At 57.6% G+C, this 15,172-nt stretch carries 8 protein-coding genes and 3 pseudogenes; all 11 read right to left on the reverse strand.

Annotation, left to right across the window (positions count from 1 at the left end):
* Window positions 1-73: 73 nt before the first annotated feature.
* The 11 genes and pseudogenes from V1289_RS15715 to V1289_RS15765 all read right to left on the reverse strand — a co-directional run bounded on the left by V1289_RS15715 (window position 74) and on the right by V1289_RS15765 (window position 15,149).
* Window positions 74-853 carry an enoyl-CoA hydratase-related protein gene (locus tag V1289_RS15715; protein WP_334397760.1) on the reverse strand — a complete coding sequence of 260 codons (780 nt, stop codon included), beginning with the start codon at window positions 851-853 and terminating at the stop codon, window positions 74-76.
* Window positions 850-2,070 carry a CaiB/BaiF CoA transferase family protein gene (locus V1289_RS15720; protein WP_334397761.1) on the reverse strand — a complete coding sequence of 407 codons (1,221 nt, stop codon included), beginning with the start codon at window positions 2,068-2,070 and terminating at the stop codon, window positions 850-852. The genes V1289_RS15715 and V1289_RS15720 overlap by 4 nt, the downstream gene beginning before the upstream one ends.
* 688 nt (window positions 2,071-2,758) lie before the next feature.
* Window positions 2,759-3,129, reverse strand: a pseudogene (locus V1289_RS15725) (porin); the annotation flags it as partial.
* A 769-nt stretch (window positions 3,130-3,898) separates the two neighbouring features.
* Window positions 3,899-4,800, reverse strand: a pseudogene (locus tag V1289_RS15730) (AMP-binding protein).
* A complete protein-coding gene (locus tag V1289_RS15735) occupies window positions 4,797-5,798 on the reverse strand; it encodes a LysR family transcriptional regulator (protein WP_334397762.1) in 1,002 nt (333 codons plus the stop codon). Before V1289_RS15735 ends, V1289_RS15730 begins: the two are co-directional and overlap by 4 nt.
* A 332-nt stretch (window positions 5,799-6,130) precedes the next feature.
* Window positions 6,131-6,823, reverse strand: coding sequence for an SDR family NAD(P)-dependent oxidoreductase (locus V1289_RS15740; RefSeq protein WP_334397763.1), 693 nt, complete (start codon window positions 6,821-6,823; stop codon window positions 6,131-6,133).
* A 7-nt stretch (window positions 6,824-6,830) separates the two neighbouring features.
* Complete coding sequence (locus V1289_RS15745) at window positions 6,831-7,598, reverse strand: enoyl-CoA hydratase/isomerase family protein (protein WP_334397764.1); 768 nt, start codon at window positions 7,596-7,598, stop codon at window positions 6,831-6,833.
* Between the two features lie 682 nt (window positions 7,599-8,280).
* Complete coding sequence (locus V1289_RS15750; RefSeq protein ID WP_334397765.1) at window positions 8,281-10,068, reverse strand: acyl-CoA dehydrogenase; 1,788 nt, start codon at window positions 10,066-10,068, stop codon at window positions 8,281-8,283.
* 392 nt (window positions 10,069-10,460) lie between these two features.
* A complete protein-coding gene (locus tag V1289_RS15755) occupies window positions 10,461-12,488 on the reverse strand; it encodes an NADPH-dependent 2,4-dienoyl-CoA reductase (protein WP_334397766.1) in 2,028 nt (675 codons plus the stop codon).
* Between the two features lie 388 nt (window positions 12,489-12,876).
* A pseudogene (locus V1289_RS15760) lies at window positions 12,877-13,725 on the reverse strand (3-hydroxybutyryl-CoA dehydrogenase).
* 251 nt (window positions 13,726-13,976) lie between these two features.
* Window positions 13,977-15,149, reverse strand: coding sequence for an acetyl-CoA C-acetyltransferase (locus tag V1289_RS15765; RefSeq protein ID WP_334397767.1), 1,173 nt, complete (start codon window positions 15,147-15,149; stop codon window positions 13,977-13,979).
* Window positions 15,150-15,172 lie beyond the last annotated feature (23 nt).

Here is a 15,172-nt window from a genome sequence, read left to right on the forward strand (position 1 = left end):
TGGCTCCGTATTCGCCACCAAGTACGCCGCTCAGAAAGCCAATCTCAAGGCAATCTCCAAACCCGCGCTGGAATCATTTCCCAAATTTCGTCGAGTCGGGCTTACGTCTGGCGGCAAATGACGCAGACAGCTCAAGGCTCTCTTCGGTGTCAAGATAGGCTCGAAGTAGCAAATCGTGCGACACCCGCGCCAACCCCGACACGCCACCATGGCGTGCGTTGAACGCTCCCTTGATGGCCGCAAGGGCGAATGGGCCGCGGTCCGCGACCTCGAGAGCGAACTTCCTTGTCTCTTCCTTCAACTTATCGTCGGGAACGACCCTGTTGATTAGACCGATCTCAAGAGCCTGCTTGGCGGAGATCTTGGGATTGGCGTACCACATCTCCTTTGCCCTCTTCTTGCCGACCAGATCTTCCAGATACCATGTGCCGTATCCCGCATCGAACGAGCCCATCATGGGGCCGACCTGACGAAAGACGGCGCTTTCCTTCGCAATAGTCAGATCGCAAACCACGTGCAACACATTGCCGCCGCCCACGGCGAAACCATTAACGCTCGCGATCACCGGCTTCTGCAGCCGATCGATGGACTCGTACATCTCCAGTGTAGGCAGGACACCCGCATAGAGCGACGTCTTCTCCATTCCTTCCTTTCGTCCGCCGATGCAGAAGAACTTGTCGCCAGCGCCTGTTATCACGATAACCTGGGTTCGAGTTTCGCGGCGGATCGCGTTGATACAGTCACGGATCTCGTGGCACATGGCCACCGTGAACATGTTTCCGTCATCGGGCCGGTTGAGGGTGATCTGGCCGATAGGACCGTCTTCTTCATAAATGATCGTTTCGAAGTTCATAGGCGCATCCCTCCAGTTATGCATTTCTCGTGCAGCCTTTTAAGCTGGGTTTCGTCAACCCCAAGAAGCCCGCGCAGCACGCTCTCGGTATGCTCCCCAAGACGAGGCGCCATGGCGCGTGGGACGTTGGAGCAGCCATCAATCACGATACCCGTACCCACTTGCGGCACGAGCCGTCCTCCAGCAGTTTCGGAGCGGTAGAACATCCGTCGATCGATCAGTGCCCCGTCACAGACGACCTGGGCGACCGAATTGATCGGTCCGGCAGGAACACGGGCTTCGCGGAGCAGCGCAAGCCAATAATCTTGCGGCTCTTTCCGGAGGATGTCTGAGATCATGGCGACGATCTGCTGACGCTTACTGCGCCGTTGCGCATTCGTCGTCATGCCGGGCATATCGACCATCTCAGGCCGGCCAATCGCGGTCCAGAATCGCTGCCAGAGATTGTCGCTTCCCAACCCGAGTGTGATGGGTAAATCAGCCGTCTCGAAGGTTTGGTATATTGCAATGACGCTATCCTTACCTCCGCTTCGCGTGGGCACTTCTCCTGAGCCCAGATACGGCACGATTCGGCAGCGGAGAAAACGTGTCATGGAATCCACTAGCGCAACGTCAATGACATGGCCTACGCCAGTCTGTTGTCGCGCATACAGCGCCGAAACCGCCGAACACGCCGCGTCCTGCCCCGCCAACATGTCCGCGGCAGGAGCGCCGATCTTCTGCGGCTGCCCCCCGGCATCACCCGTCAGATCCATGATACCGGAATAGCCTTCCGCAATGAGATCGTAACACGTCCAGTCCGATCGTTCGCCTGCAAGGCCGAAGCCCGTTATCGACACATAGATGAGGTTTGGATAGAGATGCCGCAGCGTCTCCGCATCAACCTTGAGCTTTCGGGCGACGCGTGGCGGAACGCTCGCCACAACAATGTCAGCGCAGCGCACCAGCTGATAGAGTATATCCAGACCCTCCGGTTGGGAGTAGTCGAGAGCGACGCTCTTCTTGTTGCGATTGACGCTGAGGAACCATAGCGATTCGTCAGCCAGAAACGGTGGTCCCCACGAACGTGCGTCATCGCCTCCGTTCGGCTTCTCGATCTTGAAAACCTCGGCCCCCATGTCCGCAAGCAGCACCGTGGCTGACGGACCCGCAATAGATGTCGTCAGATCGATGATCCTCACGCCAGACAGGAGATTGAATCCCTGCTCGGTCGGCAAGACGGGCAATGCTTCCGCTGGATTACCCGCTCCAGGTTCCGAATGTGCTGACACTTGTTCCGTCCCTCCTAACGAGCTTCACTAAGGCCGGCGGTGAACCACTTACCACGCACCATGCTTAAAGCAGTCTGCTCGACCGCAGCGCGCTATCCTCGACGAGACATTTCTCATCAAGATGCAGCGTGACGAATCCTTCTTGCCCAGGCTGAACAATTTTCACTTTGAACATAATCCGTGTGTCTCGTGCACGAACGCAGCAATCGCCGCACCCAAGTCCTGTTTTCGTCAGCACATGCATTTGCAACGGCCGTGCCAAACGGCGGCATTGAGTCATTTATGGCGGCAGTTCCCGTTTTTGCACGCAAATCTGCCGAACAGCAGCCCCACGACAGTTTGTTATCGTAAGCATATGTCCTAGCCAGCTGGCTTTATGTGTCCTCGGGAAGGACACATAAAGTGCCGAGATGACCCGCCGCCGATACATCTTCTTGCGTTAAACAAAGCGAACGAGAGAGGCGACAGCGCTTGCCCGCCGCGCTTCACGAAGTCCTCCGATGCGCCACGCGATCAACCTCACTCCAGGTCTGTGGCGTCCGCGAATGAACTCTCAACCGCTCGCTGCCCCCTACGCGTGCGGCATTCACTTGAGACCACCGCCGAGGCTTTCTGCCATTGATCGCCCGCTCATAGAGTACAGCGTCGTCCCTGTACCGCTGCCGGTCCCGGTGTAGCCGCCGGTTGTCCACGAGACCAGCATATCGAAGTAGGTACGGAGCAGGCCGTACTCGGTTGCCGTGCGCGTATCGATGGTGAGGTCTGAGCGAGCACGAGAGGTGTAGTAGTTGCTTAGACGGGTGTGCGCACCACCAGGCGCGCCGTTCGCCCCTAAGTAGTCGCCGCGAGCACGAGGTCAAAGCGCAGGTATCCACCAAGCTTGATGCACGTGTCTGTACCCTAGATATAATAGAATCCGGCACCATACGGAGAGCAGACCTTTACGTATTCGACCGCCTTGGCCTTGACCGGAAGATCGGCCGCCTGCGCCCCATCCATCGTCATGTTGACAGATCGCGCCTGGAAGAGGAGAGCGAAGTCTGTACGTATCGGACGAAACGCTCACTCAATACTCAGAGCGTGCAGCACTCTTTGGCGCTCAAAAAGTACGTAGCGTACCTTGAGCTACAGAATTTAGCAGAGCGAAGATGTTGCTTGTCGATCTTACGGGCATGATGGGTGCTAGCTTTCGAACGGGACGTCGACAACCGACATTGCGAGAGGCAACACGAAAGAGATTCGGGAGGGCCACGAGCTGCCAACCAAATCTGCAGAGACACCCATCATTCAGGAGAAGCACATGCGTATGGGATGGCGACCGTGCGGGCACCAGGAACCGCGCTAGCACAAACGGGTTCGAGGCGCGCCGTCGCCTTGCGATCTGATCATTGTGCTTGGTATAGATCTGCTACGGGCTTGGGCTTACAGCCGCCGTCGGTTTGTTTCTAATAGGGTTTCGACAATCCAAATCGGCTTGGTTGATCAGGGTCTCACCAGGAACTCCTGCGCCGCGATTGCGCAGCGGGGGCACGAGAGAATTAAGATTTTCGCAGGCACTGACATTCTTGGGATCCCAGCGCGCCGGGCTTTGCAATGACCGAAAATCGACTCCGAATGACTTGTCGCATGGAACAAGCGTTGCCGGTCGAGTGCGACAACTCTTTGGTGTCAGAGGTAGACTGCCGCCGTCCTCGCCAAATGCCAACTCATAAGGTGTCGATTGCGCCGCAGAACGACAAACGTCGCCAACGTATTACCGCTTCCACGACAAAGACTAGATCTTCATCGTGGTCTTTGGCCAGTATCGGTCCCGGAGATGGCGCTTCACCAGCTTACCGGTCGGCGTGCGCGGTAGATCGGCTTCAAAGTCGACCGAGCGCGGGCACTTAATCGTCGATAAGCGCGACTTGCAGTAGGCGATCAGCTCAGCTTCGAGCGTTTGGCCTGCGCGCGTCAAATCGTGCGGCTGCACTACCGCCTTAACTTCCTCGCCCATCTCCTCATTCGGCACTCCGAACACGGCAACGTCGGCGACGTCCGGATGGGTGATGAGAACGTCTTCGGTCTCCTGCGGGTATCCGCATTCATGCCGCACATGTCGGCGCAGAGCACTCTCGCAACCGGATTCGGTACATCGATCGAGGCGCCTTCAAAAGCCTTCTTGACGCCCTTGGGACGACCAGTCGTGCCCGACGAATACAGCATGTCGTAACCGGCGATCTCATCGGCAATCGGCATCATCGGCTGCGCCGCCGCCTCCTTGTCGTAGGAGCGGAATCCTGGGAGTGGCTCATCGACCATGTAGAAGATCGGCCCTCCCGATGTCTCTTCGATCAGATCTCTGATCTGGTCTGCGCATTTCGCCGACGTGACCACAACCTTTGCGCCGCAATCTTTTACAACATAGGCAATCTCTTCTTTCTTAAGGTATCGGCTGATCGCAGTGTAATAGAGCCCGCTGCGCTGCGCCGCCCAGCAGATCTCCATGAATTCAAGACGATTCTCCATCAGGATTGCAATGTGGTCCTCGGCCTTCAAGCCCAGCAAACGGAAGAGCTGTGCGCCCTGGTTGGACAACTCGTCGAGTTGCCGATAGGTGATCGCCTCGCCAGTGGAGGCCATTTGATACGCGATCTTGTTCGGCATCGTGCGGGCATGGATAGAGGGATGGGTCATGATTGCTCCTCAAACACGAGAGGCAAGTGCTCGCTATCGCTGGCGCGCTCGATTCGACCGCCGTAGTGGAAGCGGCCGGCGTGCTGATTGATTGAGTCGTCCTCTCGATCTATCTCGCGCAGAACGTCGATGAAGGCGCGTAAGCCGGCCGGTACCAATCTGTGGCTTGGATAGTACAAGTGGTGGCCCGCGAAAGTCGGCATCCAATCCTCCAGAACGCCAACCAACTCGCCCGCCGCGACGGCTGGTTTTGCTGTCTCGGCCGAGACATAGGCAATACCCAGCCCCCTTATCGCGGCATCGACCATCAGCCCCATATGGTCCAGCGTAACCGCGCCTTCGACGTGTAGTTTGAACTCCTCAGTGGGACGGGCAAATTCCCACCGGCACATTTTGCCGTTTGGCAGCCTGAAGCGGATACAGCGATGAAAGGCAAGGTCTTCAGGCCTTCGTGGCGCACCATTCCGTTCGAGATAGGCGGGAGAAGCGACAGCCAGAAAGCGTCCTTTCCCGGCAAATGGAACGGCCACCATATCTTGTGGCACCGCATCGCCCGGCCGGACGCCTGCGTCGAAGCCTTCCGCGACGATATCGATCAGCGCGCTCCCGGTAACCAGCTCGAGATGCATCTCGGGATAACGTTCTAAAAATACGGGCACGATTTTCCCCATGAGAAGATAGCCGACTTCTTCCGAAGCGTTGATTCGCAATCGTCCTGTAGGCCGATCTCGCAATTCGCCGACGTCGGTCAGGGCCCGATCCAGATCGTGGAGAAGCGGTGCCAAATTGCGAAACAGGCGGTCTCCGGCATCGGTCGGCGCGACGCTGCGCGTCGTGCGATTGAAGAGGCGCAGTCCCAGCCTCTCTTCCAGTCCGCGCATCATGTGGCTGAGGGCCGAAGGCGACATGCAGAGCTCATCAGCTGCAGCCCGGAAGCTGCTGTGCTTGACAATCGTGATGAAGGCCGAAAGCTTTGAAAGGCTAGGCTGCTGCTTCATGTCAAAGCCACCGAGCGCTCTTCTTCGCGACGACCCAACCACAGCTCCCTCGCCACGCGGATCAAGTGAATCCGATGGGCCCGTACACGTCGGCGAGCCGACGCGCGACGGCTAGTTGAAGTTCGAGCGAAAGCGCGCGCCACCAACAGCCTCCGCGATAAGCACCCCATTTAGGCCATATGCGGTTGAGCCTCGGCGATGGCCGAGGAGACGCTCCAATCTCTGCGAGACTCGTCTGGTCACTGCAGCGTAGCAATTCGGTCGACAACATAGTGCTGAAGTCTTCTGCCCAGCAGATTGCCGCCCTTCGTTAGACCCTTCGAAGACCTTCATCAGAGATTAGATCCCTGTCCACCATCCACGTAGATGGTCTCGCCTGTGAGAAAGCCGATCTTCTCCGAAAAGAGAGCTCCCACCAATCGAGCTACCTCCGCAACGTTTCCCGCCCGCCCGACCGGAACCCGCCGATTGATCCAGCTCCTGATCTTCTCCGTCCTCAGAAAACTCCGATTCAATTCAGTTTCGATATAGCCAGGCGCTACGTCCAGCACACGAATTCCATCCTTCGCCCATTCGCTAGCAAGACAACGTGTTATCGCCCCTACCGCTGCTTTCGAAGCGCAGTATGAGAGATTCTCGGCGACTCCTAGCCGATCGAAGAAAGATCCAATGTTTACGATGAGGCCGTCGCCCGACTTATGCAAATACGGATAAACCTCGCGACTTGCGACCAGCACAGAAGATGCATTCAGTCGCATAGTGGCCTCGAATTCCGATAGCGATAACTCTTTGCTCGGCCTTGCTTCGTGCGCGCCAGCGTTGTTCACCAGTCCAACGACAGGGCCTCTTGCTCCGATCTCGGCGACGGCTTTCGCGATCGACGCCTCGTCCGTCACATCGCAGACCATTCCGATGCCGACGGCTGACTTCCCACTCCGAGAAAGACTTACGAGATCGAAGCCTCGTCGGTCGAGCTCAGCGGCGATCGCTTCGCCTATGCCGCGGCTAGCGCCCGTTACGATCACTTGTTCCCTACTCATCTTTGAACACCGCCTTCCGCTTCTCGATGAAAGCGGTCATTCCTTCCTCAGAATCCGCCGTGCTGAAGATAAGCGTGGAAAGATCCGCCTCGATTTTAAGGCCTTCGTGGATAGGGACGTCGAGCGCGCGAACCACCGCATCGCGGGCAAGCCTGAGGGCGATGAGACTATACGACGAGAATTCCTCAACCAGCGCCAGCGCGCCAGCGACCGCGGACCCGTCGACGATTCGATGGACCAGACCAATGTGCTCGGCCTCCTCCGCATTTACCGTGCGTCCAAGCAAGATCATGTCCAGCGCTCTCGCTTCGCCAATCAATCGGGGCAGACGTTGAGTGCCACCGTAGCCTGGGACGAGGCCGAGTTTAATCTCTGGTAGACCCAGCCTCGCGGACCGAGCAGCCACTCGGAAATTGCACGCCAGCGCGAGCTCCAGACCTCCACCGAACGCAAAACCATTGATTGCCGCAACAGACGGAAACGGTAACTGTTCGAATTTCGCCAACGCAGCCTGCCCGAACTCGGCTCCGCGCTTACGCTCTGTCACGGTGCGACCACCGAGTTCCTTGATGTCTGCGCCCGCGCAAAAGGATTTGTCGCCGGCGCCCGTGACGATCAGAGAGCGCACCTTCCAGGTCGCAACCTCGTCGAGCGCGTTCGAAATGTCGAGCAGGATCGAAAAGGAAAGCGCATTTAGCGCTTCGGGACGATTCAAACGCAACAACGCACAATCTTCGAGCTGACTTAGTTCTACCGTCATAGAGTCTGTTTTCCGTGTTCCATGGAGTCAGGCTTGCACGTACCGGCAAGCGACGGACGCGGAGAATGGGGGAGCCGGTGGAGATCCTGCCACATGCAGCGCTCTCCTTTACTCAGCTTCATGATCGCGTTCACCGCATTTCAGCGGCATGTGCTCCAAGTTTCAGTGCGCCCGAGTGGATCGCGTTTGACGAGTTGACTTTGCCGGGTAACGCAGTGGCGGTCCGTATTTGCGTCGCCACACCGCTCTTTTCCGCCGTCCCTCGAACATCACCGCGATCTCCGACATCATCGTGCCAAAAATGTATTTGGATCGAGGTAAGCAAGTTGAATGCCAACTTGGATGAGACCCACTTTAAGCAGGAAGTCGAGGAGACGATCGTTACAAACTGGTCATGCGTTCCCAACGAATACCCTCGGAGGTGCGCACCACTCGGCAGAGAACGCGTCGGCCATCTTACGCACTGACCTCGGCAAAGACACATGTCTTCAGAACAAACACTTGGCGAAACTCTTGCTCGGACGAATACACTGCGTACTCTTGGCGCTCTCGGTGCCATCGATTCTTCACTGTAAGGGGCGAAGCGCAAGCCGCTGGTCCGTATTGATAAGCGCGGCGGCAGGTGTGTGCCCGGATGAACTGCGGGCACAATGCCACCATGCCGGCGGCGGCGCCGGTGAGGCTAGAATGCCTCTTCAGCATATGTCAGCACGGCGGTTCCGGCCGTTTTCATCATCGTCGCATGCATGTCCGCTTCAGGAAGTACTTGCGCGCAATAATAAAGTGCCAGTTCGATGATGCCTTCCAAATAAACTGGGTTGCTAGGCTCTTCAGTCTTGAGGCTCTCCGCTACTAAGGCGGCACGCGTCATCTGCCATGCACCGCACACTGTTCCGAGTAGATGCAGGAAGGACACACTTCCCGCGAGGACATCGCCAATAGCCGCCTTCGCGCGGGAGATAATCCAGTCACGCGCGTTCTCGAGGATAGTCATCGAATGCTGTAGACCTTTACCGAGCTCGGCCAATCGTCCGTCGTCGAGTGCCTGCCGCGCCGTGATCCCAATTTCTCCTATCAAGATATTGAGCGTCAGAGCGCGGTCTCGGAGGACCTTACGGTTGATAAGATCATTCGCTTGTATTCCCGTGGTGCCTTCGTAAATCGTCGTGATGCGTACGTCTCGGAGATATTGCGCCGCACCGGTTTCCTCGATGAATCCGGCTCCCCCGTGCACTTGTATTCCCAGACTGGCGACCTCGATTCCGAGCTCAGTGCTCCAGCCTTTGACGACTGGCATCACGAGGTCGGTCAACCTGCGATAGTGCTCGGCAGTCTCACCATCTGGATGATTTTCTGCCCGATCGACCCAGCCGGCTGAGCAGTAGGCAAGCATTCGGCTGGACATGACACGCGCGCGCATCGCGAGCAACATTCGCTTGACGTCCGGATGCCTGATAATTGGAACACCTGGTTCGCCAGTTATTGCATTCCGACCCTGGATACGGGTGCGTGCATAGGCTAGGGCCTTCTGATATGCCCGATCGCCGACAGCTATTGCCTGCAAGGCGACACTGAACCGGCTCTCATTCACCATGACAAATATATATTCAAGACCACGCCCAGGCTCACCCACCAGGTACCCGACTGCGCCACCAGTATCTCCATAGCTCATCGTACACGTCGGGCTCCCATGGATGCCCAGCTTGTCTTCTAACGAGATACAATTCAGGTCGTTGCGGGCGCCGAGAGTGCCATCGGGTAGAACCAAGTGTTTGGGAACCACAAACATCGACGTTCCGCGCGCGCCAGGGGGCGCCCCCGGTAATCGCGCCAAGACCAGATGCACGACGTTCTCAGCCAGATCGTGATCCCCGTAGGTGATGAACACCTTTTGCCCGAATAGGCGATAGCTTCCATCTGCGTGCGGTTCGGCACGGGCTCGGATCGTGCCAAGATCGGAGCCGCTACTTGGCTCAGTTAGATCCATCGCGGCCGTCCATTGGCCGCTGGTCAACTTCGGAATGAACCGTGCCTTGAGCTCGTCACTTGCCGCCCGCAACAGAGTGTCGACCGCACCGGCAGCCATCGGCGGCAACAATGAAAAGGCCATATTCGCAGCAAACCACATTTCATTCACCGGCGCGGACATAGCCTTCGGCAAACCCTGACCGCCGTACTGCATAGGCATCCTCAAGCCGACCCAACCAGCGTCGCAGAACTGAGAATAGGCTTCTTTCCAGCCGGTCGCAGTTCGCACGATGCCGTCTTCACGACGGCATCCTTCTGCATCTCCCACGGGATTCAAAGGTGCCAACACTCCCTCGGAAAACCTACCGGCTTCCTCCAGAATGGCATTAAGCACTTCACGTATCGCATCCTCATATGCTGGCAGACGTCCGATCTCGTCAATGCCGACCAGGTGCGAGAGTATGAACTGCATGTCGCGCAGCGGCGCCGTATATTCGTTCATCCGGTTCACTCCACCGTTCGTGTGACGTCCTCAGCACCGTAGCGGTGCCTGTACACCGATGGGCACCGGGACGCTAATTCGTAGCGACCCGCGCCTTGCGTGAGTCGTATTTCCAATCAGTGAACTGCCCTTGGATCCAAGCGTATGATCCAGCGCGATGGCCCGACACGGCGGCGGGCGCGCGCTTTGCGTCCAGCATCCGCTCGAAGGTTGAATCAGCCCGCTGCAGCGTTGCCGGTTGTATTGCCCAAGACATAAGGTCGTGGCCCAACAGGCAGAGGATGAAGCGCAATGTCGCGCTCGCGATTTTTGATCCATGAGATCGATGTGGTCGAGATGAATGAGGCGACCTGCTCTGAGCGACTGATCTCGCGGCGGCACTATTCGTGCCGCTATAGACGGTACGCGAGACGGGTGCCTTCATCGATTGCGCGCTTGGCATCGAGTTCCGAGGCATAACGTGCGCCGCCAATCAGACTAACGGCGACGCTGGCTCTCAAGAGGGGCTGAAAAAGACCCTGCTCGGGATCTTGACCAGCGCACATAACAATGGTGTCAACCGGCAGCAAGCGCGGCTCTCCATTTATGCTGTAATGAAGGCCCTCATCGTCAATCATGTGGTAGGTGCAGCCCGTCATCACCGCGACACCGCGCTTGTTCAGCTTGGCGCGATGAATCCAGCCCGTAGATTTTCCTAAACGAGCTCCTACCTTGACGTCACTGCGCTGAAGCATGGTGACCTTGCGCGTAGGCTCCTCTTTGACGGGCTTTCGGAGCCCCCCAGGGGTCGAGATGCTCGGATCAACGCCCCACGTTTCGAAGAACTCAGCCTCGGTTAGCGACCCCTTCTTCGGTGCCGTGAGCAGTTCTGCGATGTCATGGCCAATGCCGCCCGTGCCAATAATAGCAACACGTTCACCGACGTCTGCTCGGCCACTGATCACATCCACATAGCCGACTACCTTCGGGTGCTCGGCTCCCTCGATCTCAGGCATACGTGGTTTGATTCCGGTAGCCATAACGACGCAATCGTACCCGCCCTCGATCAATGAATTCGCTTTTACGCTCGTTCCCAGACGGATATCCACGCCACTCTTTTCAAGTTGTTTTCTGAAATAGCGAATCAGCTCAGAAAACTCCTGCTCTTTGCCCGGAATGCGCCGGGCGAGATTCAGTTGGCCGCCGATGTCATCGCTGGCTTCGAACAACACAACATGATGGCCGCGTTCGGCTGCAGCGGCCGAGCAAGCCATTCCGGCGGGGCCCGAGCCGATGACTGCAATGCGACGCTTCACCTGCGGCGGGCGTCTCAAAAACTCGGTCTCGTGACACGCCTTCGGGTTGACCAGGCACGTCGCAAGCCGTTCCGTGAATATGTGGTCGAGGCAAGCTTGATTGCACGCGATACAGGTGTTTATCTCGTCGGTGCGACCGGTGGCGGCCTTGATCACAAAATCTGGGTCGGCCAACAAGGGGCGCGCCATCGACACGAGATCGGCCTGGCCATTCGCAAGTATCTCCTCGCCTACCGCCGGCATATTGATACGGTTTGATGCTATTACGGGAACCGAAACCACTCTCTTCAGCCGTGCAGAGGCAAATGCAAATGCCGCACGCGGAACACTGGTCGCGATTGTTGGAACGACGGATTCGTGCCAACCGACGCCGGTATTGAGCGCATCAATGCCAGCATTTTCGACCGCCCGCGCAAGTAGATCGACCTCCCCACCGGTAAGGCCACCCTCGACAAGGTCGATCGCTGAGATACGATAGACAATGAGAAAATCTGGCCCCAGGCGCTCTCGCGTACGGCGCACTATCTCGACGGGAAAGCGAATGCGGTTTTCGAAGCATCCTCCCCACATGTCGGCGCGCGTGTTGGTGCGAGCTGCGGTAAACTGAGTTATCAGATACCCCTCAGATCCCATCAGCTCAATTCCGTCGTAGCCGGCCTTACGCGCAAGGAGCGCACAATTGACGAAATCGTCGATCGTGCGCTCGACCTCGTCGGTCGTCATTTCGCGCGGTATACGATGATTTATCGGCGATGACTTCGCGCACGGGCCGACGATCTGTGGATGCTTCGCGTAAATTCCGGTGTGCAATACTTGCAGTATGATTTTTGCGCCGGCTTGGTGAACCGCCTCGACAATAGGCGCGTGTTCTCCAAGCTTCTCCTCGGAATCGAGAACCTGCGCTCCCTCCTCGACCCGTCCTTCGAAGTTCGGCGATGTGCCGCCGGTGATCACGAGCGCAACTCCGCCCCGCGCCCGTTCGGAGTAGAAGGCAGATAATCGGGGAACCGGATCCGGCTCGTTCTCAAGACGTGTATGGATAGATCCCATTACAACACGGTTGCGCAATACATGCGAACCGATGGTTATTGGCGAAAGCAATAGTGCGTATTGATCCTTAGACATTGCCCGGCATCCGATGTGTAGATCTTAGGTTCACGACTATTAATGGGAAAGGCTAAGCAGGATGTGACTCTCGTTAACGGAGTGCAGTTTTGGGCGGGTCTGTCCAAGCTGGGATAGACGGTGCCAAGACCCGCACAGGGGTCATCAGCATACTTCGTGCCAAACGCAAAAAAGGCGATTCCCTCGCTCATCGAGCAACGAGGGGGCCTGCTCCAAGAGCGAAGCAAGGAGCGTGTAGTTTTTGAAGACACCCCCGGCATGTCCCTGTATTTCAAGGAGGCAGGTCCTCGGGATTAAACGCTCTCCGAAGGGAGGCAAGCTTCGACCTGCCACCTCGTGCGAGCACTTTTTCCGGCCGACATTGGAGCGTTTCCTGCTGACTCGGAAATCAGTACTCGTAAAAGCCTCGCCCCGACTTGCGGCCGAGATAGCCAGCGTCGACCATCTCTTTCAGCAGTGTTGCGGGGCGATATTTCGGATCACCGAGATCTTGATAGAATACATTCATCACAGAGAGGAAGGTGTCGAGGCCGACCAGATCGGTGAGAGCCAATGGACCGATCGGATGATTTGCTCCCAATTTCATACCTAGATCGATCTATTCGCGCGTGGCTAGGCCCTCTTGAAGAACAAAGATGGCTTCGTTCATCATCGGGCTCAGGATGCGGTTGACCACAAAACCTGGCGCATTCCGAACGGAGATCGGCGTTTTGCCGAGTACCTTCGCCAATCCTTCTGCCGCTGCGAAGGTCGTATCGGTCGTCTGAATAGCGCGTATGATCTCGACCAACGACATCACCGGAACTGGATTGAAGAAGTGCAGGCCGATCATGCGGCCGGGGTCCGACAATGTCGCGGCGAGTTTGGTGATCGATACCGAAGAAGTGTTGCTGGCGATGATGCTGTCCGGCTTCGATATTCGGTCAACTTCTCTTAGAATAGTCTTCTTGATTTCCAGATTTTCCGTGGCTGCTTCGATGATGCAATCAGCCGACTTGAGCTTGTCGATATCAGTCGTGCCAGTGATTGAGGCGAGAATTGCCTCTTTCTGTGCTGCCAAAAGCGTCCCTTTGTGAACGAAGCGATCGAGATTCGATGAGGTGGTGGCGATGCCGCGCTGAATTGCGGCGTCGTTGATGTCATATAGGAGCGTATCTAGTCCGGCAGCCGCGCAGACCTGCGCGATGCCGCTTCCCATCAATCCGGCACCGATCACTCCTACAAATTGAATGTTCATCCCTGCCTCTCTGTTCTAAATGTTACGATCTGGATTCGACTCACTTGGATTTAGGTCCCGTCAGATCGCCGTGGCCATCCTACGCCGGCCAGCATTTGGCGCCGCCTCAGCAAACCGAGTTCCGACACGACGCAGGGGCAGCAAAAGGTTTGCCAGTGACGATCCGGTACGCGTCGCGCCGCATAGCTCCGAGCGCCACGCCTCTTCGCGTCGCGTTCGGCTTCGCCTCGTTGTCCAGGCCGACGGTACGGCTACAGCCGCTCGACAATTGTGACATTCGCCATGCCACCCCCTTCGCACATGGTCTGCAGCCCATAGCGCATGTTGCGCTGCTTTAGCGCATGGAGGAGCGTCGTCATCAGTTTGGTGCCGGAGCTGCCGAGCGGATGGCCGAGCGCGATCGCGCCGCCATTGACGTTAAGCCGCGCCGGATCGGCGCCAGTGGTCTTGAGCCACGCGGTCGGCACTGAGGCAAAGGCCTCGTTGACTTCGAACAGATCGATGTCGTCGATCGTCATGCCGGCCTTTTCGAATGCACGCTTGGTGGCGTGCAGCGGAGCGTCCAGCATGATCACGGGATCGCCGCCCATGATGGTCATGTGATGCACCCGCGCGAGCGGCTTCACGCCGAGCGACTTTAGTCCACGCTCGTTCACGACCATTACGCCGGAGGCGCCATCGCAGATCTGGCTCGCGCTCGCCGTCGTGAGCTTGCTATTCTCTGCGATCAGCCTGACACCCTTGATGCCATCGAGGCTGACGTCGAAACGGATGCCCTCGTCGATGTGGTGCGTGTCCTTCGATCCATCGGCGCGGATGATCTCGAGCGGCACGATCTCCTCGTTGAAGCGACCGGCCTGGGTTGCCGCGATCGCACGCTGGTGACTTTGGTAGGCAAATTCGTCGAGATCAACCTTGCTGAGACCGTACTTCTCGGCCATCATCTCCGCTCCTGTGAACTGGCTGAATACAATGTTCGGGTAGTTCTGCTCGATGCCCGGGCTCTTGTAGTGTCCAAAGCCGTTTTTGGCCGCAAGCTGCGAGGGGAGGCCCATCGGCACCCGTGTCATCGATTCCACGCCGGCCGCGATCACTATGTCCATCGTGCCACTCATCACCGCCTGCGCCGCGAAATGAAGCGCCTGCTGGGACGAGCCGCACTGTCGGTCGATCGAGGTTCCCGGCACACTCTCCGGCAGTTTCGAGGCTAGAACTGCATTCCGCGCGACATTGTCGGATTGTTCGCCGGCCTGCATCACGCAACCCATGATCACGTCGTCAATCTGCTTGGGATCGACACTGGACCGTTCGACCAGCGCATCGAGGACGGTGGCGGCGAGGTCAGCTGGATGCCAACCCGCGAGACGCCCTCCCTTGCGGCCACCGGCGGTACGCGCGGCAGCAACAATGTAAGCCTCAACCATCTCATTTCTCCTGCTGTTTTGGG

The organism is Bradyrhizobium sp. AZCC 2289 (genome assembly GCF_036924615.1).
Taxonomy (GTDB): Bacteria; Pseudomonadota; Alphaproteobacteria; order Rhizobiales; family Xanthobacteraceae; genus Bradyrhizobium.